At 68.3% G+C, this 24,094-nt stretch carries 21 protein-coding genes; 17 read left to right on the top strand and 4 right to left on the bottom strand.

All coding sequences use genetic code 11. From position 1 onward, the window contains the following. Positions 1-5 precede the first annotated feature (5 nt). The 5 genes from FJK98_RS32125 to FJK98_RS32105 all read left to right on the top strand — a co-directional run bounded on the left by FJK98_RS32125 (position 6) and on the right by FJK98_RS32105 (position 4,051). A complete protein-coding gene (locus tag FJK98_RS32125; RefSeq protein WP_205789320.1) occupies positions 6-890 on the top strand; it encodes a thiopeptide-type bacteriocin biosynthesis protein in 885 nt (294 codons plus the stop codon). Positions 891-1,036: 146 nt separating this feature from the next. Beyond that, positions 1,037-2,038: a hypothetical protein gene (locus FJK98_RS32120; protein ID WP_145922352.1), complete on the top strand. Its 1,002-nt coding sequence runs from the start codon at positions 1,037-1,039 to the stop codon at positions 2,036-2,038. A gap of 62 nt (positions 2,039-2,100) precedes the next feature. After that, positions 2,101-2,580, top strand: coding sequence for a PPC domain-containing DNA-binding protein (locus FJK98_RS32115; protein WP_145922351.1), 480 nt, complete (start codon positions 2,101-2,103; stop codon positions 2,578-2,580). A 609-nt stretch (positions 2,581-3,189) separates the two neighbouring features. After that, a complete protein-coding gene (locus tag FJK98_RS32110; RefSeq protein ID WP_145922350.1) occupies positions 3,190-3,561 on the top strand; it encodes a hypothetical protein in 372 nt (123 codons plus the stop codon). Positions 3,562-3,856: 295 nt separating this feature from the next. After that, positions 3,857-4,051: a hypothetical protein gene (locus FJK98_RS32105; protein ID WP_145922349.1), complete on the top strand. Its 195-nt coding sequence runs from the start codon at positions 3,857-3,859 to the stop codon at positions 4,049-4,051. Positions 4,052-4,318: 267 nt separating this feature from the next. Here the strand turns inward: FJK98_RS32105 and FJK98_RS32100 are convergent, their stop codons facing one another. Then, positions 4,319-4,849, bottom strand: a complete 531-nt coding sequence (locus FJK98_RS32100) for a pyridoxamine 5'-phosphate oxidase family protein (protein WP_145922348.1) — start codon at positions 4,847-4,849, stop codon at positions 4,319-4,321. A gap of 294 nt (positions 4,850-5,143) precedes the next feature. Between FJK98_RS32100 and FJK98_RS32095 the strand changes: the two genes are divergently transcribed. The 8 genes from FJK98_RS32095 to FJK98_RS32055 all read left to right on the top strand — a co-directional run bounded on the left by FJK98_RS32095 (position 5,144) and on the right by FJK98_RS32055 (position 11,897). Continuing rightward, positions 5,144-5,701 (top strand): O-acetyl-ADP-ribose deacetylase, encoded by a 558-nt coding sequence (locus tag FJK98_RS32095; RefSeq protein ID WP_205789312.1) that lies wholly within the window; start codon positions 5,144-5,146, stop codon positions 5,699-5,701. A gap of 682 nt (positions 5,702-6,383) precedes the next feature. Next, positions 6,384-6,599 (top strand): flavin reductase, encoded by a 216-nt coding sequence (locus tag FJK98_RS32085; RefSeq protein WP_240762492.1) that lies wholly within the window; start codon positions 6,384-6,386, stop codon positions 6,597-6,599. Positions 6,600-6,760: 161 nt separating this feature from the next. Continuing rightward, on the top strand, positions 6,761-7,261 hold the full coding sequence (locus FJK98_RS32080) for a hypothetical protein (protein WP_145922345.1): 501 nt from the start codon (positions 6,761-6,763) through the stop codon (positions 7,259-7,261). A 12-nt stretch (positions 7,262-7,273) separates the two neighbouring features. Then, a complete protein-coding gene (locus FJK98_RS32075) occupies positions 7,274-8,044 on the top strand; it encodes a phosphotransferase (protein WP_145922344.1) in 771 nt (256 codons plus the stop codon). Between the two features lie 229 nt (positions 8,045-8,273). Beyond that, complete coding sequence (locus tag FJK98_RS32070) at positions 8,274-9,662, top strand: helix-turn-helix transcriptional regulator (protein ID WP_240762490.1); 1,389 nt, start codon at positions 8,274-8,276, stop codon at positions 9,660-9,662. After that, positions 9,662-10,201: a flavoprotein gene (locus FJK98_RS32065; RefSeq protein ID WP_145922343.1), complete on the top strand. Its 540-nt coding sequence runs from the start codon at positions 9,662-9,664 to the stop codon at positions 10,199-10,201. The genes FJK98_RS32070 and FJK98_RS32065 overlap by 1 nt, the downstream gene beginning before the upstream one ends. Positions 10,202-10,375: 174 nt before the next feature. Next, on the top strand, positions 10,376-10,993 hold the full coding sequence (locus tag FJK98_RS32060) for an AAA family ATPase (RefSeq protein ID WP_145922342.1): 618 nt from the start codon (positions 10,376-10,378) through the stop codon (positions 10,991-10,993). Between the two features lie 226 nt (positions 10,994-11,219). Beyond that, positions 11,220-11,897 carry an HNH endonuclease family protein gene (locus FJK98_RS32055; RefSeq protein ID WP_145922341.1) on the top strand — a complete coding sequence of 226 codons (678 nt, stop codon included), beginning with the start codon at positions 11,220-11,222 and terminating at the stop codon, positions 11,895-11,897. A gap of 216 nt (positions 11,898-12,113) precedes the next feature. Here FJK98_RS32055 and FJK98_RS32050 read toward each other — a convergent pair whose 3' ends face one another. The 3 genes from FJK98_RS32050 to FJK98_RS32040 all read right to left on the bottom strand — a co-directional run bounded on the left by FJK98_RS32050 (position 12,114) and on the right by FJK98_RS32040 (position 16,973). Continuing rightward, positions 12,114-12,866 (bottom strand): hypothetical protein, encoded by a 753-nt coding sequence (locus FJK98_RS32050; protein ID WP_145922340.1) that lies wholly within the window; start codon positions 12,864-12,866, stop codon positions 12,114-12,116. 311 nt (positions 12,867-13,177) lie between these two features. Beyond that, entirely contained in the window at positions 13,178-15,070 is a 1,893-nt protein-coding gene (locus FJK98_RS34750; protein ID WP_145922339.1) for a bacterial transcriptional activator domain-containing protein, read from the bottom strand. A gap of 76 nt (positions 15,071-15,146) precedes the next feature. Further along, positions 15,147-16,973: an Hsp70 family protein gene (locus tag FJK98_RS32040; protein WP_145922338.1), complete on the bottom strand. Its 1,827-nt coding sequence runs from the start codon at positions 16,971-16,973 to the stop codon at positions 15,147-15,149. A 392-nt stretch (positions 16,974-17,365) separates the two neighbouring features. Here FJK98_RS32040 and FJK98_RS32035 point away from each other — a divergent pair, with 392 nt between their 5' ends. The 4 genes from FJK98_RS32035 (at position 17,366) to FJK98_RS32020 (ending at position 24,062) form a co-directional block, all read left to right on the top strand. Then, on the top strand, positions 17,366-17,731 hold the full coding sequence (locus FJK98_RS32035; protein WP_145922337.1) for a hypothetical protein: 366 nt from the start codon (positions 17,366-17,368) through the stop codon (positions 17,729-17,731). A gap of 522 nt (positions 17,732-18,253) precedes the next feature. After that, a complete protein-coding gene (locus FJK98_RS32030; RefSeq protein WP_145922336.1) occupies positions 18,254-19,204 on the top strand; it encodes a hypothetical protein in 951 nt (316 codons plus the stop codon). Between the two features lie 476 nt (positions 19,205-19,680). Further along, positions 19,681-22,506 carry a BTAD domain-containing putative transcriptional regulator gene (locus tag FJK98_RS32025; RefSeq protein WP_145922335.1) on the top strand — a complete coding sequence of 942 codons (2,826 nt, stop codon included), beginning with the start codon at positions 19,681-19,683 and terminating at the stop codon, positions 22,504-22,506. 176 nt (positions 22,507-22,682) lie between these two features. Continuing rightward, on the top strand, positions 22,683-24,062 hold the full coding sequence (locus tag FJK98_RS32020; protein ID WP_145922334.1) for a hypothetical protein: 1,380 nt from the start codon (positions 22,683-22,685) through the stop codon (positions 24,060-24,062). Positions 24,063-24,094: the final 32 nt, after the last annotated feature.

The raw sequence follows: 24,094 nt of genomic DNA, 5'->3' as shown, positions 1-24,094 counted from the left end.
ACGCCATGATGCCGTCGCCGTGGCTTCAGATCACCGTCGAGCTGCCCGATCCGGACCGAGCCGAGCACACCGCTGTCACCCACCTCGCCCCCATGCTCATGCAAGCGGAAGCCGACAGGCACATCACCGGCTGGTTCTTCATCCGCAAGACACCCCAGTGGCGGCTGCGCTACCTCCCCACCAACGAGACCACCACAGCGCGAAAGCACCTCTTCAGCCGCCTCGACGCCCTCATCCAGGAAGGGCACATCACCCGCGCGGTCGAGGTCGTCTACGAACCCGAGACCCAAGCCTTCGGCGGCGACCACGCGATGGCGGTCGCCCACCGACTGTGGCACGCCGACAGCCGACACCTCCTCAGCTACCTCGCCACCACCGCAACAGAACCCACCACCCGCCGCCGCCGTGAGATCGCGATCCTGCTCGCCAGCACCCTGCTACGCGCGGCCGGCCTCGACTGGTACGAACAAGGCGACGTGTGGTCCAAGGTCGCCCACCACCGCCCCCCACCCGACACACCCAGCCCAAACAAGACCCTGGCTCTCCAGGCAGCGCTACGCCGGCTCATGAGCACCGACGCGAGCAGCCTCACCCACCCGGCCTGGCCACACCTGACAGCGGCGGACTGGGCCGCCGCGTTCACCACCGCCGGCCGCGACCTGGCCCACCTCGCCGGCACCGGCGACCTCCACCGCGGGCTGCGCGACGTCCTCGCCCACCACGTCATCTTCGCGATGAACCGGATCGGCCTGCCCGCGGCCACCCAGGCTGCCCTCGCCACCCACGCCGCCACCGCCATCTTCGGCCCAGACCCCACCACCCCACCAGGCACCCACCACCACAACCACGGGACGACGGTCACCACAGCCAGGGAGGAAACCGCTAACTGATGGACCCGACCGGGGCACAAGCCCGCAGATTCCCCCTCGTCGCCCGGCCCCGACCCGCCTGCCACCCACTGCCCGAACGGGTCGCCGACCTGACCCGCCGCGCTGCCGCCGCCACCCGCGACCACGACCCCGCCACCGCGACCGCCGTGATCAACCTCGCCGCGCTGCTCGCATCAGACTGCGGACGACCCGACCTGGCCCACCAATGGTCGACACGCCTCGCCCACACCGCGCTCGCCCATCCCGCCCCCGACTTCCGAACAGCAAGTCACAGCCTCGAACCCATCATCAACCTCGCCCGGCTACGCACCCGCGCCGGCGACGGCACCGGAGCGTGGAGACTCCTCGAAACCCTCCACCGCGCCATCGCGTCCCACACCGACACGACCATCGACGGCATCCTCATCCCCGCCGCACGCCTCACCCCAGACCCCACCGAACACCGCGAACTCCGCCAGTGGCTCTGGACAGTCCTGCTGTCCAGCGGCGCACACGCTCTCGCCACGGCCGGCCGATGGGACGACGCCTACCACCGGCTCCACCACCACAACGGCATCGGCCGACGCATGCTCGACGGCCGGCAGATCGCCGTCATCGCCCACGCCACCGCCGGCAAGCGGACCCGCGCCCTAGACCTACTACGCGACACCGCGCCAGGCGAACCGTGGGAACACGCCGTCACCGCAGCCCTGACCCTGCTGTGCCAGCCAGCGCCCACCGCGAGCACCGCTCGACAACACGCCGTGGTCGCCTACCAGACGCTGGACACCACAGCGCCAGGCCTCGTCGTGTTCCACACCCGCCTCGGAATGTGCCTCATCGACGCGCTCGGCGGCGTCGCGCAGCCTGCCGCACAGACCATCGCCGCTGACCTCATCGAACGAGCCCGCAGCGACGGATACGCCGCCCGGGACGTCCTCGCCCACCCCGGATGCCGCGCCATCCTCACCCAACGACAAGCCGCACAACTCGCCGACCAAGTCACCGCCTGCGGCCTGGGCGCCGGCGGCATACCCGGACCCTTCCTGGCCGAACTCACCGTCGCCTTGGATGACACCGAAGCCGTCATCCGTGCAACACCCGCCAAGACCGGACGGCCCCCGAACGCGGCCGACACGACAAGCCGCCCGGCGATTCATCCTGAGTAGCGGGACCAAACCAAGGCCTACGGCCGTGAACAGCGACGATCAACCGGAGAGGAGCACCACGAATGCGTACCCGCGAACTCGCCCCAGGCCGCATGATCGGCGTCGTCTTCGACCACGGCGACGACTTCTTCACCGCCCTCACCGACACCTGCCGTGCACACAGCATCAAGCAGGGCTACATCCCCGTCTTCATCGCCGGCCTCAGCACCGCGAGAATCGTCGGCACCTGCCAGCGGCTCGACAACCCCGACGCCCCGGTCTGGTCCCACGTCGACCTGACCAACGTCGAGGCATTCGGTGGCGGCACCATCGCCTGGGACGAGAACACCCAGACGATCACACCCCACATCCACATCACGGTCGGACTGAAGGAGCACAGCGCGACGGCGCACACCAGCCACCTGTTGGATGCCACCGTCCAGTTCCTCACCGAGATGCTCATCATCGAGATCAGCTCCCCGACGATGAGCCGCCTACCGAACTCTGACCTGTACGACGTGCCACAACTGCGGTTCGACCAACGAGGCGGCACCGAGACGTAGTCCCTACCTGGACAACTTGCTACCGACTCATCATCCTCTGGAGACCCGTATCGGTTTCGCTTCGGACCTGGCCGCCCTGCGGTGGCGGTCGGCCAGTGAGCCTGTCAGGTCAAGATGCCCGCAGCTGCGGTCGGATGTCTGCGCATCAGGTCCCGTCCCGGCGTAGCCCTGCCTCAGGGCAGCGGGCGACACCCGCGTCGTTGAGGATCTGCATCACCGTCGGATGTGGCTGCACGTCGTCGACCGCTGTCTGAGCACGCCGTCCACCTGATGCGCGCCGGCCGCCACCTGGATCGCCGCGCCGGCGTGGAAGGAACACGCCTGTCGGCGTACAGATACCGGCAGAGGCCTGCCTTCGGCTACTCAAGCTGGGTTACCAGTCGAGGAAGGCTGCGCCCGGATCGCGGAGTTTTCGGGCGTCGCGGGACAGCATGGGTAACACAGAGCGTGGCGGCCTTGCAGGCGCGCGATCAGCTCACCGAAGAGTTGCGGGCTTACGCGCAGCGGTCGCCAGTTGTCGGCGCCGACTGTCGGCCCCAGTGGCCGCACGGCGGGCGCAGGATCCGCCGACCGAAGCGGGGGTTACGGTGGATGATTAACCATCCGACGATGAGGCTACAGATGATCAATGCCCAGGAGTTCGCGCGACGGCTGAGTACTCTCGGAGCTGATGCGTTCACCAGCGACGACGTCGTGGACCTGGCGACTGCGGCCGATGTGCGCATCAGCGCAGACATCGAGATCGACGCCACCGTGGCGCAGCGCTTGCTCGACCAGATCTCGCCCACCCTGCCGGTCACCGGGGCCCAGATCGCGGCGTCGCAATGGCCGCCACCGGAGTCTTCCCGTCCCGCAGTGCCTTCGGTGTCGTTCTCCAGCCCTGGTGCCGTCGACGGACCGGCTGATCAGCCGACCCGACGCCGCAGTTCTGGGTCCGCGGGCAGAGGCCGGCGACCCGGCCCCCGACGACTTGGCAGGTGAAACTGCAGTCCAGCTTCTTCAGTACCGCCAGACTGCTCGCCGCAGCCGTCGACCACGACGCAAGCTGCGAACCCCACTCTCGCCGCCATCATCGGCTGAACTTCGTCCTCCTGTCCGGCTCCGTACGCCCGGGCAGGCTCGACCCGCGATGATCCCGGTAAAGCATGCGGATCGCGGCATGAGAGGACGCTGCGGACCGACCGGATGGCACGCCGATGCGTGGGGTAGATCCGCGCACCAGCCCTCGGAGGTCCTGCGGCCAGCGTTGATCTTGTCGCGACGCTATCGTGACCCAATGTCCGAAACCGAAGGCATCTCCGTCGTCTACTTCAGCGCGGCTACACCAGGTGCCTTGTTCACTCAGGCAGCTCAGTGGTGCAACTCCAACGATGGCCGGTACGTCATCGAGGCGATCCGCTACAAGGAAGACTGCCACCTTGAGACCGACGAACGGTACGAACTGGGCCTCTACTTCGAGCCTCAAACCTAACTAATCGGGCGCGGTGATGAGTGCTCAGGTGGTTCTGCTCGACTACCTTGATCGACTCGTCCGCCGGGGGTCTTGGCCGGGTGGCCGGCGGTGACCGGTGGACATGGCCGACGAGCTGAAGCTCGTCCAGGACATCGCGGATGTTATCGGCCTGTCCGAAGCGAACAGGCCGTCCCCCCGGCTTGAACGGGTCGCCCTTGGTCAGGCGGTAACGAGACCTCTGACGAAGCGGGGCTTGGAGGCGCGTCGGTTGGTCCGTGCTGTGGATCAAGGCATGGACGCCACGGTGAGCTTTGCGATGTCTGGGGCATAGACGGTCATCCAGTGCGGATGCAGCCGGTAGTAGACCACGTCGTTGTCCCAGTCGAAGAGGTCTTCGCCGTAGAAGTCCTTCAAGTACGCAAGCACGTCCGGCCAATCCCTGGCCTGGTCGCCATTTCGGGGGTTGAGGATCTCCACCTTGCCGTGCGTGAAGACGCCGAGGTCCTCACCGCGCATGTGTGCGGCGCTGACGGCGGGCCGCGCCGCGAGGTGGCGTGCCTTGGCGGCGTCGGGTGCCGTGCCGAAGTACCACTTGCCTCGCAGGAAGTGACCGTCGACACCGCTGATCCGCGGTTCTCCCTTCGCCGTCACGCTGGAGAGAGCGAGGGTGCACATGCCGGTGAGGACCTGGGTGAGCTGCTCCGCGTTCAGTGTGCGCGCGGTGTTGATGATCGAGCGGAGGTGGGGGGTGGAGCGGGCGAGGGAGGCGTCAAGGAGGGCTTGGAGTTTTGCGAGGTCTTGTGGGGTTTCGCGCATGGAGGTCCTTGTCTTTCCGTATCTATCTGTGCCGTGGTCCGCGCCTATCACCGGTGGCGGCCGAGGAAACTATGCTTCACCCAAAACCAGACACCTTGTGTCATATTTTTCAACTGGCTTGCGAACGCCAGCGGGCCGCACAGCAGCCGGCGTGAGAGGCCGGCGGCACGACGTGACGGCTTTCGCCTGGCGACGCGCGCTCTGCGGGATGAGTGCGCATGCGATCAGGAGTGCCGGTGACCGGCCGGGGTTTATCGGCGGCATGAGGTATGCGGATAGTTCATGATGTTGGTCGTGGAGATCGAGCTTGTCACGGGGGATATCACCGCGGAGCGGGTGGATGCGATCGTCAATGCGGCGAATTCGTCGTTGCTGGGTGGTGGCGGGGTGGACGGTGCGATCCACCGTAGGGGTGGCCCGGCGATCCTGGACGAGTGCCGCGCGCTGCGGGCCAGCCGGTTCGGCCGGGGACTGCCGGTCGGGCGGGCCGTGGCGACTACTGCGGGCCGCCTTCCGGCCCGCTGGGTCATCCACACCGTGGGGCCGGTATGGAGCGCCACCGAGGACCGATCGGCATTGCTGCGTGACTGCTACCGCAACTCACTGATCGTCGCGGCCGAGCTCGGCGCGACGTCGGTGGCGTTCCCGCTGATCTCGTCCGGCGTGTACCGGTGGCCGAAGGAGGACGCTGTCGTCCAGGCGTTGACCGGATTGCAGATGCCGCCGCCAGCCATCGAGCGCGTACGACTTGTCCTTTTCGATGATGACACCCGGCAGGCCGCCGAGCGAGCCGGGCGGATGCCTGGCGGACCGTTCACCCCGCCGCCGCACCACAATTCTGCAAGGGACTGACTCGGGACGTCGACCAGCGTCACCGCCATATCGCAGATGGCGCCGAGCCCTCGAAGATGGGTCTAGATACGCAAAATCGCGTGCACGCTCATCGACAGATCCGGACGCCGCCGGGTCGACCAACATGACTGACTGTAGTTGACCTTGCAGGGCAAGCGTAGCCGGAGCCGCACTCGCAGATGTCGATAGCTGCCGTGTGCTCGGTGGCGTACCCGGCTCTGCAGTCGAAGCCGTACGCCGACAACACCGGCCGTACTTGTCGTACCCGACGCGAGGCCGTGTCGAAGGTTCGTGTCGAGGGTGTTCGACGAGCGTCGACCCGCTTCTACTTGTTCCTGGCATTGAGGGTTCGGCGGCTGGCCGGCCACCAGGGATGGCGTCAGTGGCGTCGCGAGGCATTCCGGATGCGGCGGCACCCGTAGAGGTGAGGCTGCGAAGGGCGCGTCCAGACCGCGTCGAGACCTGGGACGGGTGCCGTTGGAGGAAGGGAAGCGGTGGTCATGGACTTGGATCACGCGTCTGCCAGGGAAGTGATCGTCCGGCACCGAGGGCTGTTCATTTGCCTTAAGGGGATCGACGGGGCCGACAGGACAACCGCTGTCGGTCAGGCCGTCGAGGCGTTGGACGGCCGTACCACCCCAAAGTTGCGTTGATGGTCCGGCCGCCGATTCCTCATGTCGCTATGCGTCCGCTCTGGCGGTGTCGCAACTGTGGCGCCGAGTGGCCTTGCCAGCCGGCTCGGCTGGCGCTGCTGGCGGAGTACCGGAACGACCGGACCGCGTTGCTGCTGTTCCTCGGGGCGTTGATGACCGAGGCGAGCGGTCAGCTTCACCAGCTCCACCCGGACCGCAGGCTCGACCTGACGGAGCGGTTCATGTCCTGGGCCAGGGCGCGTTGATGAGGGCCATGCCAAGGGCGAGAGGACCCCCTGCCTCGACCCTGCCGCGAGTCACCTGCGCTTCAAGACCGCTTCACCGCAGAACAGGCATGCGGAACCCCCAGCTCCGTACGCGGCGTTGATCAGCGCCGCTGACCGCACCAGGTGTAAGGAGAGAAGTCGTGACTGTCACCGCACACGAACCAACCGCGACCGCGAGCACGACCGCCCTCGACCCTCGGACCCTCGTCACGGCCGAGGTGTTCGGGAAGCTGGTTGACTACTTCGCTGCCGACCGGCACGTCACCCGTGTGTACGCGGAGCGGGCCGTGGAGCAGTTCCTGATCTTCCTCAAGGCCCACGCCGACACCGTGGGCAACGAGGATTTCGGGATGCTGCTGCCCGACGGGTCGATCGGCCGTGTCGTGCCGACCCTCCCGGTCGACGCCGTGTGGCATTCCGTGTTGCAGCACACGGTGCCCTACGCCGCGGCCTGCGAGCAGATCGCCGGGAGCTTCGTCCACCACATCCCCATCCTGACCGAGGGGATGATGGACGGCACCGCCGTCACGTTCACCCTCGCGGCGTTGCACGCGACCGGGTACCGGGTCGACATGGAGTTCTGGCACGGTGAAGCCGAGTCGTGCTGCCCGCCCGGGGAACCGGACTTCACCGGCAAGTAACGAGAGGTGACCATGCGCAGCGACTGGACCGCCCTACCCGAGCATGTGGGGGTGGCGGTTGCCGATCGAGTCGGCGGCATCGTCGGCGTGTACCCGGCTCCGTGTGGTGACCACGCGGAGATCGCGTCGACCGTCATCGGTTCCACCGGCACCGTCTTCGTCAAGGCCGCCTTCTCGGGCCCGGGCGTCCGGTCACTGCGCCACGAGGTGGCGGTCACCAGAGCCATCGACGGGTTTCCGCCCGCTGTTCTGTGGGACTTCGAGTCCGACGGCTGGTTGGTGGTGGGGGCCGAGCACCTGGACGGCCCCCACCCCGACCTGTCAGCCGACAGTCCCGACCTCGACACACTCGCCGCGACCCTTACACGGCTGCAAGAGACCACCGCGCCGGACGTGCGGCTGTACGGCCCGGCCGGGCGGCTCAGCTTCGCCCATCCGGCGATGGACGGCGATGTGCTCGTGCACTCCGACCTCAACCCGGCCAACCTGATCCTGACACCGCAGGGACTCCGGATCGTCGATTGGGCCTACGCGACCAAGGCCGCACCGTGGGTCGAACTGGCGTTGCTCACTCAGTGGCTGATCGGCAACGGCCACACCCCAGCCCAGGCGGAAGACTGGCTCAGCCAGTTCCCCGCCTGGGCCGGGACCGACCCTAAAGTGCTGGACGACTTCGCAGCGAGGAACGCCTCAAAGTGGGCCACCAAGTCACGACAGAGCACAGAGAGCTGGGTCCACGACCTCGCCTGCTGGACCCACGAATGGGCGGCCTACCGGGCGTAAAGTACCGGCCGCGCAAACGGAAGGCACCCCTGTCAGGATCATTGCATTCTGGGTAACCGCTGGTCACGATGGTGGTGAATTCGGGTGAGCAGCGGGTGGCGCCACGTGCACGCCCGGGTGTCGAACACCCTCGACACCAAGTTCCGACAGCCGCTCCGGCTGTCACCGGCTACTGTCAGGTTGCCGTGAGGGGTACGTGACGAGCGGTGATCGACGCCCCCGATGATGGGTGGAGGGCATCTTCGTGGATCCGCAGCAGATCAGTGACGCGAAGCGGGCGCTGGGGCGGAGGCTCGCCGGCTGGCGCAAGACGCATGGGCTGACTCAAGATGACGTGGCGCGTCGGGTGCACAGCACCCGGAGCACGGTCGCCAACGTCGAGAACGGCCGGCAGGTGGTGGACCGCGTCTTCTGGGCGCAGTGCGATTCGCTCCTGCAGGCCGGGGGCGAGTTGCTCACCGGCTATGACGAGTACCGGTCACTTGAGGTTCGGCATCAACAGGAGAGGGCCGAGGCGGCCCGTCATGCCCGTTGGGGAGCGGTCCTGGATCATCGGGTGATCGCCGAGGTGGCACAGCATCGGCAGCCACCAGTCGCTGACGCGGAGGCCGGCCATCGCGAAGACGACAACTCCGTCGCCGCCCGTCTGCTGGCTCACCTTCGCCACCGTCTGCTCGCGCCCACCCGGCCGGAACAGGCGATCGACCCCATCAGGTTGCCGGAGGTCCGTCAACGGGTCGCGCACGTCCACAACCTGTATCAGCGGGGCAACTACGCCGAGACGATCCGGGAGCTACCCGACACGATCGAGCAGGCGGACATCATGACCCGCGCCGGCACCGGCACCGGCCGCAACCGGGCTGCCGCGGTCCTGGCCGGGGCGAATCTCGCCGCTTCCAAAGTCGCCGTCAAACTCGGCGATCCCAGCCTCGCCTGGATAGCTGCCGACCGAGCCGCCCGTATCGCCACCGACCACACCGAGGACGTCGCCCTCGTCGCCGCAGCGGCATTCTCGGTGGGAACCGCACTGCTGGCCATGCCTCACCGCACCGACAGCGCCGAGGCAGTGGTAACGGCAGCCCTTGACCACCTCAAACGGACCCCACAGGGCCGCGGGCCGCAGGCCCTATCGGCCCAGGGAGCACTGACCCTGCTCGCAGCACTGGTCGCCGCCCGCCAGGCCCAGCCCGCCGCAGCCGAGCGGCACCTCAACGACGCGCACGCCCTGGCCGAACAGGTCGGCGCCGACCGCAACGACCTCTGGACCGGCTTCGGACCAACGAACGTCATGATCCACCGCATCAACATCGCCACCCGAACCGACCGACCACAGCTAGCCATCCATCTCGGCGAACACCTCGACACCTCCTCGCTGCCGAAGGCGCTGATGAGCCGCCGCGCCCAGGTCCACCTCGACCTCGCCGCGGCACACGCCAGCTCGTCCGACAACGATCCCGCAGCAGTGCTGCACCTCCTCGAAGCCGAACGCATCGCACCCCAGACCGTGCACGTGCACGCCAGGACACGCCGCTTGATCGGCGGCCTGCTCGCCCGCGAGCGACGCTCCGCGACCCCCGGCCTGCGAGCACTCGCCGAACGAGCCGAGATCGTCGCCTGATGCCCGAGCCTGTGAACCCCCGGCTGCTCTACCTGGTGGTCTGTGCCGCTCCACCAGCCCGGCACATCGCCGAGTTGGTGGAAGCGGCACAAGGCGACGGCTGGGACGTGTACATCATCGCGACCGAAACCGCCTACACCTGGCTTCCCACAGAACAGTTGGCCGCGCTGACGGGGCATCCCGTCAGCTACCGGCAGCGGCACCCCGACGAACCCCGAAGCCTGCCACCTGCCGATGCCATCGCCGTCGTCCCGGCAACCTTCAACACCATCAACAAATGGGCCACCGGAATCAACGACAGCATGGCCCTCGGCGTCCTCAACGAAGCCCTCGGCACGGGCCTACCGATAGTGGCTGCCCCCTTCGTCAAATCCACCCTCGCCCGCCATCCCGCGTTCAACGCCCACCTACGACTACTCGCCGACCACGGCGTAAGGCTCACACCTCTCCAAGCCCTGAACCCCTGTAAGGACAGCGAGACCTTCAGCTGGCACGTCATTACCAAGGAACTCCACATTCCGCCCACCCCGCACCGGTAACAGGCTCAACCTGTTCGGACTTGCCGTATCTCCCCCGTGGCGACTGTCGGCTCCGCCTGAAAAGCGATCACACCGGTGCGCGGAGTTGTTCACCCTCCAAGCCGCCGGCTACGACACCACCGGGCACACCGCGACGGTGCGCCGCCGTACCACCACCGCCTGACGGAGCACGCCATGACGACGCCGAACCCCATGAAGCCCCCGCCCACGTTGGTGATCATTCGCGGGAACTCCGGCAGCGGGAAGACCACGACCGCCCGCGAGGTACGCCGCCGTTTCGGGCGCGGTGCGGCGCTGCTGGAACAGGACTACCTGCGCAGAATCGTGCTCAGGGAACACGACAGCGCCCGCATCGACCCGGTCGCCCCGGCGTTCATCACCGCGACCGCCCGCACCGCCCTCGACCTGGGCTACCACGTCATCCTCGAAGGCATCCTGCACACCGAACGCTACGCGGCCGTGCTGCATCAGCTCATCGACGACCATCCCGGCCCGGTCGCCGTGTTCTACCTAGATGTGTCCTTCGACGAGACCGTCCGCCGCCACCTCAGCCGCGACGAGCCGATCCCCGTCACCCCCGCCGAGATGCGCACCTGGTACACCCACCACGACCTGCTCGACACCCCCGGGGAAACCGTCATTGGCGAGACCAGCACCTTCGCCCAGACGGTCACCACGATCCTGCACACCAGCGGCCTCACCACCGCCGTACCGCAGACACCCTGCCCACGACGATGCCCCCACTGCGCCGGCAAAGCCGACCAGCCGACTATCGCGACGGATGCTCGGTGACACCGCCCTGAACCAGAACTCCGCAGCTCAGACCACCCGTGCCCACCTCCCGCACTCAGGGCGTGCGTGACCAGGGAAGAAGAACCGCATCGATGTGACATGGTGCCAATAGATGCCACGCCGGCGCTCCCGATCTTCCCAACCCTTCACAGCAATGCCATCCCGCCGCCATCTTCATCGAAGATGGTAAGTGCATCTGCTGCTGATGGTGACCTGGAGGCACGGCATGGCACGACTGACCACGAAGACGCCCACACTCGCGCGACCCCGTGTGCGTGCCGTGACGCTGGCACTCGCCACACTTGTCGGCGCAGCCTTCTCGGCCACCGGTGCGGGAACCGCGTCGGCGACGCCGCCGGGAATCCCCTCGAAGGCGACCGCGCAGTCGCAGCTCAACGCCCTCACCGTCGCCACCGAGGGCTCCACCAGCGGCTACTCCCGGGACCTGTTCCCCCACTGGATCACCATCAGCGGTAGCTGCGACACCCGCGAGCAGGTCCTCAAGCGCGACGGCACCTCCGTCGTCGTCAACTCCTCCTGCCAGGCCACGTCAGGGCGCTGGTACAGCCCCTACGACGGGGCGACCTGGACTGCCGCGTCGGACGTCGACATCGACCACGTCGTCCCCCTCGCCGAGGCCTGGCGCTCCGGCGCGAGTTCCTGGACGACCAGCCGCCGGCAGAGCTTCGCCAACGACCTGTCCGGCCCGCAACTGATCGCGGTGACCGACAACGTCAACCAGTCCAAGAGCGACCAGGACGCCTCGACATGGCAGCCGCCCCTGTCGTCGTACCGGTGCACCTACAGCAAGATGTGGATCACCGTGAAGCACACCTGGGGCCTACGACTGCAGTCATCGGAGAAATCCGCACTACAGAGCATGCTCAACACCTGCTCCTCCTGAACCCGATCGGCAGACCAACCGGCCCGGTCGACGTGCAGCAGCCCATCGATGATAACTGGCCAGCCAGCAGGGCCTACCGCGCCCTGGTCGGCATCAAGCACATCAAAGACGGCTGTCGGGAGTGTGGCGGTCAGGTCCACAGACCCCGGTGCCGCAGACCTGCTGCTGACGCCGTGCCGGTCGACGTCGACCGCTGATCGGGATGCAAGGGCCGGATCAGTCGGCACGGTCCGCTCCGTCCTGCCGGTTGGCCAGTTCGATGAGAAGTCGCTTGTATTCGGCCTGGCTGCCGATAGCCGGCCGGTATTCAGGACGACAGACGTAGTGTCGGATCGCGGCGGCAAGAAACCGGGCGTCGACGTTGTCCGTGCGCAGTGCATTCCGGCTCCACGGGATGCCACGGCGCTTCACGAGCAGCGGTTGCGCGAAGGCCATGCGAAGCCGCGAGGGACGATCGGTCCCTGGTCGGAGCTGAGCTGCGGGGAGGGCCTCCCACGGTACGGTGAGCGAGCCGAGCGGCCAGCTCTGCCGTATGCCGTAGGGCCGTAGTTGCACCTCGTTGTCCCGCCACACATCGATCAGTAGCAACGTGACCGCCACGACCCAGGCAAGGGCAAGGACCACGTCGAGCGTCGACACGATGTCCGCCCTCGTGGAGCGGACCAATGCGCCGAGGCTCGCCGAGTTGGGCCAGAGGACGCCCAGGGCGAGGAACACCTTCCATGCCGGCGGTGGTGTCGCGAATGCCGGCACGTGCGGCAGCACCACGAAAGAGGCCGGCCGTATCCCCATGGCGATGACCGATACGGCCAGGACCGCCAGGGTGATCAGGATAAGCGGGATGAACAGGATCTGTCCCAGGGAGGGCGTGAGCCCGATGGTGGCAGCGTTCACGATTGCTACCAGCAGGCCAAGCAGTAGAACGACATGCCGATGGCGCACCGTGGCAGCGCACAGCTCACTGATCATGCCCGTGACGATACGAGCCAGCGGTAGCGGGACGGGCTGGCCGATCGGCTCTCACCGGCAGACGCGATCGGTGATTGATCGACTAGCCGTCGATCTCACGGCGCTGGGTGGCTCGGGCTACTCGACGTCGGCCTTGCGACTGCGTCGACGGCGGCGTTCGCAGGCTGATCCGGGTGACGAGGAGCGTAACCGGTCCGGGGCGACCGCGAGCTCCCGTGGCACGACAGGCCAGTTCAGCCCTGCTGGCGCAGCCCGTCGACGGTCCGTCGTTTCGCGGGACGAAGAGGCGCCTGACCGGCGGGCCGGCGGATCTATCGCCGCACAGCAGGGTGGGGTGGGGTGATACCGGCTTCGGTGAGTCTCTGTTGGTAGCGGGTGAGGAGCGCGTCGGCGTCGTGGTGTCTGCCGAGTGTGGCCAGGGTGTTGGCGGCTTGGTGGTGGAGATGTTCGTTGTAGGGGTCGAGGCGGAGGGCGTTCTGGAGGTGGTGGAGCCGGGTGTGGGGGTCGGGTGCGCTGGTGGCGAGGGTGGTGTGGGCGTCGATGACGTGGCGGCGGGTCTTCTCGCGGATGAGGTCCAGCCAGGGCCAGGTGTGGTTGACGGCGATGTCGCCGGTGTAGAGGTCGATGACCGCTTGGTGGGCGGGGGCATGGTTAGCGACGGTGGTGCTGGCGTGGTCGATGGCGGCGTTGAGGCGCCAGAGATCGACGTCGGTGTGGTGGTGGTTGAGGTGGTACCGGTCGTCGGTGTGGGCAATGGGGTGGGGGTATCCGGCGGTGGTGATGTCTTTGCGGAGGTCGCTGAGGGTGGTGTAAAGCCGTCGTGCGACGGTGTGTCCGGCGAGGCCGGGCCAGATCGTGGTGGCGAGGTCGTGGGTGGTGGTGCCGTCGGGGTGGACGGCGAGGGCGACGAGGACCTGTAGGCCGGCGGTGCGGCGGATGCTGACGGGTTTGTCGGCTACCCACAGGGTGGGGTTACCGAGGACGCGCAGAGTGAACAGCTTCGGTGAGGACGGTTCGGGTGGTGGGGTGGGCGCGGGTGGTCGTTGCCGGGGTGCGGCTACCGCCGGTGGTGTGGGCGGGGTGGGGGTGAGGACGGCGAGGAGGTCGCGGGCGGCGGTGGCGGTGAGTACGCACAGCCGGGTCCGTCCGCCGCCTGTGCCGCGCTCGGTGTGTCCGTCGGGCGTGATGTGCCAGTTGGGGCCGTGGGTCCAGGTGCCGATGAGGACGCCGGGGGTGTGGGTCAGGGCGGTGGCGAGGCGGGCGGCGGTGTCGGGGTCGGTGGGTGCGTGGGTGAGCAGCGTCGGGTGTGCCAGGCCTGGGTGGGGCGGGTGGGTGATGGTGGTGATGGCGTCGGCGGGGGTGTCGGTGACGGTCAGGCCTGGCAGGTCGTGCAGGGGCAGGGTTTGGGGTCCGAGGAGGGTGTGTAGGTCGGTGCGGCTGGTCACGATCGTGGTGGATTGTGTGGTGTCGCGGAGGGTTCGGAGCAGGGTGGTGAGGAGGATGCCGCGGGCGGCGTCGGTGGCCGCGGGGCCGGTCAGCCCGATGCCCCCGGTAGGGATTCTCAGCGGGGTAGCAGGGGTGGGTGGCGTGTCGGCGAGGGCGGCTTGGACGGCGGTGACGGTGGGTGGCAGGGCGGTCAGGTCGCTGTCGTCGCGGCGTTGTCCGGGGGGTGGGGGTCGGTAGAGGCGGCGGCGGCGGAGCCAGACCAGGGTGCCGGCGGCGGCGATCTGGTGTGCGGTGTCGGCGGGGATCCATGCCCCGGGCACGTCCACCCCTGCGTCGGCGGCCTGCTGGGGGTGGGGGTGTTCGCCGGTGCTGGTGGGTGTGGGGGCCGGTGGTGCATCGGTCGTGGTGGCGGTGGTGGTGGGTGCCCACAGGGCGGCGGCGCCGGCCATGCCGGTCGCGGTGGCCTGCATCGGGGTGGGCAGCGGCAGGCGCCGCAGCCGCCGGATCGTCGCCGCCGCGCGGGTGACGGCGGTACGGAGGGTGAGGGCAGCGATGAGGAGCCACAGCATCCAGGCCAGAAGTACCAGCCCGGCGATGAGGGTGTCCTCGGTGAGGGGGTCACTGAGCCACTGGCGGAGGTGCTCCTGGGTGGGGTGGGTGGGCAAGGGCCAGCCGACGGTGTAGGTGAGCACGATCGGTGGGCCGGCCAGGACGGCGGTGACCGCAGCCGCGGAGGCGATCTGACGGGGCCACCTCACCGCGTCCGTCCACCATGGTCGTGCCGGCCCACGCGCCGGCACCGGTGGGGGCCGCGCGTGGCGGGGTGGTGGCCGCTCATGGGGTGGCCGGGGCGCGGACGAGACGGGTCCACAGCCGGTACACCCACCATCCGGCCACAGCGGTGGCGTAGATGCCGGCGAGGGTGCCGGTGATACGGGGTGCGGTGATCGCGGCGGTGATGACCGCCAGCGGCGCGCCCAGGACGAGCCGGAGCGCCCAGGGGCGGACCAGGGCCAGGACCGTGCCGACGCCGAGCAGTAGTCCGCCGACCCGGCCGGCGAGGTCGATCCAGACCAGCATGTCGGGCCACCGTGCTGCGGTGTTCGAGTACTGGACCAGGCCGATGCCGATGGCGGCGGTGAGGACGGAGCTGGTGGGGAACGCCAACAGGGCCGACCATCCACCGGGTGGGGTGCGCCGCTGGCGGGCGGCGACGACGGCGGCGATGAGAGCGAGGGCGACGATCGGGGCGACGGGGTACAGGGCCCAACGCAGGAACGGTCCGACCGGCATCTTCAGGTACTGGGCGGCCACCACGGCGTAGAGACTCGCGGTGGCCGCGCCCAAGGAGACGGCGGACAGGATGCCGATGCTGACGGTGCCCGCCAGAGACTGGGTCGTGGGCCCGGGGTTGTGGGCTGCGGCCAGGGATCCGAGGATCGTGCCGGCGGACAGACACGCGATGACCGCGAACACCGCGGCCATCGCCAACAGTCCCCACGCCGGTTCCGCCCACTCGAGGGGATACACCCCGCCGCGGGTGACGGTGAGCAGCATCTGCGTGATCAGAATCAGCGACGCGAAGCCGGGCACCGCGATACCCAGCACCCGCCGGACCTGCGGCACCGGCTCCTGCCCACCGACATCACCACCACCAGCGGCGGCGGGACTCGCGCCGACGGCACCGTGGGCCGCGGCCAGCGTCGGATCCAGGGCGACCTGCGGTATGAGGCCGGTCCGTTCGGTGATCATCGTGGCCGCCTGCGGCAGCCGGGCCGTGCCACCAACCAGGTACACGCCGGTCAGGTCCGCCGGGGTGAGTTCCGCGGCGGCGACCGCCTCGCAGGTCAGCTGCCCAACCCGGTCCAGGACCGGCCGTGCCGCCTGCTCCAGGGCCATGGTCGTGGCCACGACCGCCGTGCCGTCGGTCTGCGGCACGGTGATCGCCGTGTGCTGGGCGAGGGCTTCCTTCGCGGCCCGCACGCTCGCCACCCACGCCCACCCGCCCTCTGCCTCCCCGGCCAGGGCGGTGGCGAGGGCACGGTCGATGGCGTCCCCGCCGGCGTCGGGGTCGGCGAGGGTCGCGAGGACCTCGAACCCGGACGGTCCACGACGCAGGACCGTCACCTCCGCCCCACCGCCGATGTCCACCACCGCCAGATACGCGCCCACCGGCATCTGCTCACCCGAGGCGACCAGGTGATCCGCCACCGCGACCGGGGCCTCCACCAGGTGGGGCTGCCCCAGGCCGGCGCGATGCGCCGCGTGCCGCATCCACGTACGCCGTCGCGGCCCCCACCCGGCCGGCACCACCAGCCGCACATCCTCCACCGGCCCGCCGGCCACCTGACCGGCGTGCTCGGCGACCCGGCGCAGGGTCGCCGCCACCAGCGTCGTCGCCTCGACCTGCTGCCCGTCGACGGTGAGGGTCTGCTCGGCGAACCGCTCAGGCGCCGCGACGAACCGGTGCGGCTGGCGCGCGGCGGCCTGCCACGCCTGCTGCCCGGTCCACACGCCCGAGTTCTCGGCCACCCATGCGGCGCTGGGCATCACCGGGTTGCCGTCGACGGCCACCGGAACCCATCGACCGTCGGGCCACGCCAGCACCGCCACGGTGCTGGTAGCCCCGTAGTCGATCGCCAGCCGCACAGGCCCTGACATGGACATCAGTCAAACATGAATAAGATCCTCACGTCACCCGTCAATGCTCCGTCGAACCTCCCGGCGAGGGGGTGGAACGGACTTGGTCACCTTCGGTGATCAGTTCGTTAAGGCTGTCGGAAGCTGCCCAGGCCGATGGGCTGATGATCCTGCGCTCGTTCGGTACGCCGTGCTGGCCCACGCCTTTGGGGGCGACTGGGTGTTTCCTCTGGTCGATCGTCAACGTCGGAGTCGAAGGCTCGCTCCCACCCGCCGGCGGGTGTCATGAGTGCCTGCAGGTGGTGTGGAGCCGCTCGGTCCGTCGGTAGCCCCCAAGGGGCGTTAGCTGTGTGTCGAGGTGCCCTCCGTCATAATTTGCGTCCAGGTAGTCATGGGAGTGAGAGGGCGATCGGGTGAGCGCGGTCTTCGATGAAGCGGAACTTTTTGCGGTAGACATGACGGTCCGTCAGTGGCAGATAATTGACGCCACTATCGACAACGAAGTCGACACGGAGATAACGAATGGCGATCCGGGCGGCGTGGTTTCCCTGGGTGGCAGTATTCGTCAAGCCGGGTGGGATCAGGCCACTGACGCCACGCGTGCCTGGTTGCCGGAGGGGGAAGTGATAACTATCACTTTGTCTGGCCGTCAGTGGCGCCTGGTGGTCGATGCCCTGAGTCGGTGGGCGGAGGTTTCCGATGGTATCGGGAATCGGGAGGAGTGCCAGCTCAGGCGGCAGGTGAGGGCCGCCGTGGAGGGGCAGGTGACCCTCGGATAGGCCTTCGGCTGTAGCGGGGCCGTACTCATGTCGCCGTAGCGGCAACATGAGTAGGAGCGTGGGTCAACCTTGCACGGAGAGTGGCTGCATAGATACTCTGCGACATATCGTGTGGTGACAATGCGGACACATTGTCACCACACTCGTCTTCGCCCAGTCGCATGGAGGGTCGTCGTGAAGACAAGAGCAAGAATAGCGCTACCGGTGCTCGTGCTGCTAGTTGCGGCAACAGTCGTTTCGCCGCCAGTCCCTGCGCAATCACCCGCGCATGCAGCGAGCGATCGGATCAAGGTTGCGGGAGCTCCCCCGAAACACGCTAGGGAAGTGCCCTCGCGACCTGGGCCCGAAGTTGCGCCGGAACAAGGTGATGACTGTGGCGAACTGGCGAGGAGGCGGCAGGCCTTGGTCGCGGCAGGGAAGACCGTAGCCGCATGCGTCACGCGTGGGCCGGCAAGGCGTCCGGCTCCAGCTGACACGCGCCAGCGGAGCGTCCTCCCTCTCCCTGAATGGTGCGACGACGCCTTGAACACGTCCTGGCATGGAAAAAGAGAAGAGGCGTGCGTCATCTATAGCATTGGCGTCAACATTCTCAGCCTTCCCAACAATACGCTTATCGGCCAGATGTTCCTGAATGAATACAGGTACACATACGGCTCCTCCACCTATCTGAACGTCGCGCAGCAGTTGCAGGTCAGTATGTGGGACGGATGGGGGCTGATTGCTGGAACGACCGTCAGCGGAACAGCGGAGTGTTCCGGGTCGTGCACACTCGTCAGTGCCAACTTTCCGCCACAAGAGGTAGTCTTGAATAGCTTTCCCGCTGGCGAGGCTTACTTCAAATCAACGGTGAGCAGTCCCGGGGAAGTCGCGACCATGAAGGGCACCTTCAAATACCGATTCTACAACCCTAGCTGGAACGGCAGTGGTGGTTCAACCACTGAATTGGTGGCCTCATATCCCACCATCCGATGCGACAACGCGGTACCAGGGCAGAGTATCCCCGGCTGCATCTTCCCGGATTGGCCGGGCATCTACACCTATAGCCTGACGGGGCCGTTCGCTGAACTGGCCAAGCACATTAACCAGGCGCAGCAGTCGGGGCTGCCAGGTGCTTACCCTGCGACGGGGCCAAACACAGCTCGCCTAAGGCGCCTGATCAACAAGGGGTCACAGCAGGCGAATCGGGCGTTGGCATGCCCTGCCACCTGGTCACGTCCTCCAGGTAAGAGTTGCGACGAATACCCGATGGCCTCAACGTATCAAGGGGCGGCGACCGGAGGCGGTACCGGGCGCACGTTCTCCTGGTGCTCGGTGACAGCCCTACCGACAGGGGTAACTGGATCGACCGGCTGGAGCTCCTGCATGATCGACGCGAACCACAATAGCCTCGGCGGATCGGACTTGGATACCTACCTGTACCGCGACCAGCGAATCCTTGACTCCGATACGTTCTGGATCCGAATCGCGCCGTAAAGATCGTCGAGCGGTCGGTGGCCCCTGCAGGGGCCACCGACCGCTTTGCGGCCCAGGCTCACCCGAACCCGGCTGGAGAACCAAGCGCACATCGTCGGCAACGACCGGGCATGAACCGAGGGTCCTGACCCTGCCAGCGGCTTCACTGTGCTTCGAGTCCGGCCCGCCGTGCCCCGCCACCATCGCGGAGGCATCCTCCGGCGCCCGAGACGCCAGGTCCCCTGGCTACGACAAGCCCCGACGACCACCAAGCATGAGTTCGATCGGCGTCCGCGCAGATGCGGCCTTGCCTTCCCCCATCGGTGCTCATCGAGCAGCGGGACCTCCGACCGACGAGGAACCGCCAAGCCTCTGACCTGCGTTTGTAAGGTCGCGTGAGGTGCTGTGACCTTCTGTGAACCGCCGAAACCCGTCCCACCGACCTGTTCGCGCCTAGCGTTCCCCGCGCATCTCATCGGCCGGCAGGAAGGGACGTCGTGGGCATCCGGACAATTGCGCGCGTCGGCAGGGCACTGATTGGCGGGACTGTCATCGGTGCTCCTGCGCTCCTGCTATACGGCCTCAGCCGCCTACAGGGGGTCCAATGGCCTACCGCAGACGAGGCGCAGGCGTGGATCGCCCAGCCGCTGACACCGGAATTCCTCGCCGTCCTCGCAATCACCGTGGGGTGGGCTCTCTGGGCGCTACTCGCCACCGCCATGCTCACTCACCTGTCCGACTTGGTCGGCCGCTCGCTGCGCCGGGTCGCCCCACTGCACCTCCCAGGGCCACTGCAAGGGCTAACCGCGGCGCTGCTCGGGATCACCGCCGTGACCGCTGGCGTCAGCGGCACGGCTCATGCCGCCCTCGCCGCCTCGCCCACCGGCTCCCCGGACAGCACCCCGCCGCCTGCCAGTAGCGACCGCGACGCCCAGACCGCTCATGCCTCAGCGACGCCGCAGGACGGTGACGCGTCGCCCCGGCGAACCGTCACGGTGCGTCGGGGCGACACTCTGTCCGCGATCGCCGCACGTCGGCTCGATGACGCCGACCGGTGGCGTGACATCTACTCCCTCAACCGTGGCGCACGGTTCACCACCGGCAGCCTGACCAACCCCGATCTCATTCAACCCGGCTGGAAGCTGCGTCTGCCCACCCCAGCGGATGCTCCCACCACACGCCCGTCTTCCACGCCCCGGCGACCCGTACCTGACACCACGGCCGACAAGGCACCGAACCAACCGGACACGAACAGCCCGTCGACCGCCCCGACCACCACCCAGGCAACACCGATCGCCACCGGCTCCGACGAAGTGTCCGCCGACTGTGACCGGCCCGGAGTGTCCCTCGGCGACCGGGGATGGATCGACGCGGCGTTGGCCGCCACCCTACTGGCCGCCGGCACTCTCGCCTACGCCCACCGACGACACCGCCACACCCCGCCGCGCGACCCGTCACCCGGGGCCCTTGGGCACGATCCGCAGCGGCCACCGCTGCCTCCCCTCCTGGCCCACATCCGCCGCGCCCTGCCCCGCCTCACAGCCACCTCTGTCCCTGCCCCCAGAAGCGGAACCCTCGACCACCCCTCCCGCCCGACTACACCAACAACCGTTTCCGCGGCGGCCTTCGCCGACCCACCCTTCGTCGACACCGCCCCTGTCTCGACCAGGTCGTCTCGCAGCGATCGACACGGATCCCCTGGTGTGGTCGCGGCCGTTCCCGCTCCTACCGGTCAGGTGGCGTCCGGGGTGTGGTCGGCGGCGGGACGTGGTCTGACCGGACCGGCTGCGTACGCGGCGGCACGCGGTTTCCTGGTGTCCGCGCTCGCCACCGGCAATCCGGCTCGGCCAGGCCACGTGGTTATCCCGGCCGCGACCCTGGCCATCCTGCTGGAGGACCACACCCACCTCCTCGGGGACCTGCCTCACCTGACCGTCACCAGCGATCTCTCTGACGCGCTGACCGTGGTGGAGGAGCAGATCCTGCACCGCACCCGGCTATGCCTTGACTATGAGGTCGACACCATCGCCGTCCTGCGTGAAGCCCACCCGTCGGCCGAAGTGCTGCCCCCGCTGTTGCTCATCGCCGACGCCACCGAGGCGCACGAGCGTGCCCGCACCGCCGCGCTGCTCAACCAGGGACACCACCTCGACATCCAGGGCGTCCTGCTCGGCGCCTGGCCCCACGGCGACACACTCGCCGTCGCCGTCGACGGAACCACCACAGCCGCCGACAGCGACAGGAGTCAGAAGGCAGACCTGGCGAAGTTTGACCGGCTGACAATCCTGACCGCCGCGGACACCATCGACCTACTCACGACGCTCACCGACACCCACCCCGGCCCGCGCCAACTCCCGGCGCGGGGCCAACATGCCGATACCCGGGAACCACGAACCACTCCTCCAGTGAGCCGGCCGGAAGCGGACGCCGCCCCGCCCACCGGCGACGACGCCCCACCGGTGCCCGTCGCGACACCTGTGGCCCCGAAGAACGCCAAACTCCCGCAGGCCCCATCGCCCGCCGCCGACGGGCAATCGGAGCTCCGTGGCGGGCAGGTGGGAGTACAGATCCTCGGCGGGGCTCAGATCCTGGGCAGAGACACCGGCATGCCGCTGCGGGCGAAGGCCCTCGAACTGCTGGTCTACCTCACCGTGCACGACGGCGAAGCGACCCAGGACGCGATCCTCGACGACCTGCTCCCCGACGCGCCCGCCGCGAAAGCGCCGCACCGGCTGCACACCTACGTCTCCGCGCTGCGCAAGACCCTCACCCGCACCGGCGGCCACGGCACCTACCTCACACACCCCACCCACCGGTACGCCCTCAACCGGCAGCACATCGACACAGACCTGTGGCGCATGCGCGCCGCACTGCGCGACGCCGCCCTCGCCACCGATGACGCCGACCGACTCGACGCGCTGCGCCGCGCCGTAGACGCCTACGGCGGCCCCCTCGCCGACGGCCTCGACTACGAGTGGATCGAAGCCCACCGCGAAGGCATCCGCCGACAGGCACTCGACGCCCACCTGGCCCTGGCCACCACGACACCAGACCCGGACGAGGCCCGCACGGTCCTTCAGGCCGCCATCAGACACGACCCCTACGCCGAACCGTTATACCAACAGGCGATGCGTGCCCACGCCGCCCTGGGGCACCTCGACGAGGTCCACGCCCTCCGCCAGAGCCTCACCCGTCGTCTGGCCGAGATCGACGCCGAACCGAGCACGGACACCCTCGCCCTCGCCGACCAACTCGCCGCCGGCCCACCAACCCACCGGCCCGCAGACCAACCTCGGACCCGAGGCAACGGACCCCAGCGATGACGTCACCTCCCACCCCGCAGGGCCTCGCCGGTCTGTCCGCCACCACCCTGACCGGACCTGCGACACCCGCCACCGGTGGCTGTCCCGGCCTCCGATCAACACCCCCGTCCGGCGAAACAACGTCGCCCGTGACCGGTCACGGGCGGACGGACGTCCGGCGATCCCACGCCGTCCCGGTGACCCGCGACGACCTCGACGCCGACGTGCTCCACGCACTCAGGCGCGCGACCCGGACCCGGCAGGCGTTCTACGTCCTGGTCCTGGCCGTGGCCCTCATCGGTCAGGTGACCGGCGCCGCCCAAGCCCTCGGCATCCCCCTGGCCGTCGCCGTCCCCGCCGTCGCCACCCTGGAACTCGGTGGCGTGGTGGTGATGGCCGACGCGGACGTACGCCGCCGCCTCGGCGAGCGGGCACTCGCCTCCCGGCTGCTCTCGGCGGCGATCGCTGCCGCTGCGGTGACGTTCAACTGGACCGCCCACCCCGACCACCTCCTCGGCGGCTTCTATGCCGGCATGTCCGCCCTCGGATACCTCGTCTGGCTCATCCACGCCGGCAACCAACGCCGCGACCGGCTCCGCGCCACCGGGAACCTCCCACCGACACCACCGGCCTACGAGCTCGTCGGACACTGGATCCGGCATCCCGCCCTCACCCTGCGAGCCCGGACGATCGCCAAAGCCGACGGCCTCGACCTCTACGAATCCCTGACGGAAGCCCGCACCGCGATCGACCGCGAATACCGCAACACCGCGATCGCCCGACTGCTGCAGCGCAAGATCCGTGCGAACCTGGACCCCACCACCGCCGACATCGCCGTGCGGGTCTACGACCTCGACGAGATAGCCGACCGCCTCACCGCTGCCGCCGACTACCACGGGCTGACCACACTCCTCGCCACGGACCTCACCCCCGAACGCATGATCGGGGCCAACGCTCTTGGTCGCCGTCGTCGTCGCTGGCGCAAACGGCTGGGCCACGCGGATATGCCGAGGGTAGCTGAGATCAGCGAGTCTCATCCGCTTGCAGTGGACGCGCAAGCAGATGGCGGACGAGAGCCGCAGCCACCGCCGGAGCGGGAATCCGAGCCCACTTCCGGCAAAGAGCGACACCCGCCTGCCGGAAGCCACGACGCTGTCCCACCACCACCATCGTCCGTGCCGCCGCTGGTCGAATCGGCTGCCGCGCACCCGTCAGGTCGCAGCGAGAGCGGTACTGATGTCGCTGACGGTGACGAGGAAGCGGAGGTTCCTCGGGGAACCGCGGAAGCGGTGGCCTACTGGCTGCGCAGAGAACCGAATATGGACCCCGAGTTGCTTGCCGAGAAGGATCATTGCGTTCGGTGTACCGGTATCTGCCGGCGGACTACCCTCGACGACCGGGAATCGCGAGAGACCGGACGCGTCAACACCCTCGCCCCGTGCGACGTGCTGGCCAGCGTGGGTGATGCCCGCCGAGCGGCCATCATTCGTTGGTACAACGCCAAAAGGACTGGCTTCTCAGTCGATGCCCAGGGATGGCCCGGGCGAGCTGCCCGCTTAGTACTGCAACGGCAGTAGGCGAATCGTCTTCGGGTCGGGTTCGTTGGTCA

Origin of the sequence: Micromonospora sp. HM134 (assembly GCF_007833915.1) — a bacterium.
GTDB classification, from domain to species: Bacteria; Actinomycetota; Actinomycetes; order Mycobacteriales; family Micromonosporaceae; genus Micromonospora; species Micromonospora wenchangensis.
Note: the sequence above shows the minus strand (reverse complement) of the source record. Positions and strands in the feature narration are given on the sequence as shown.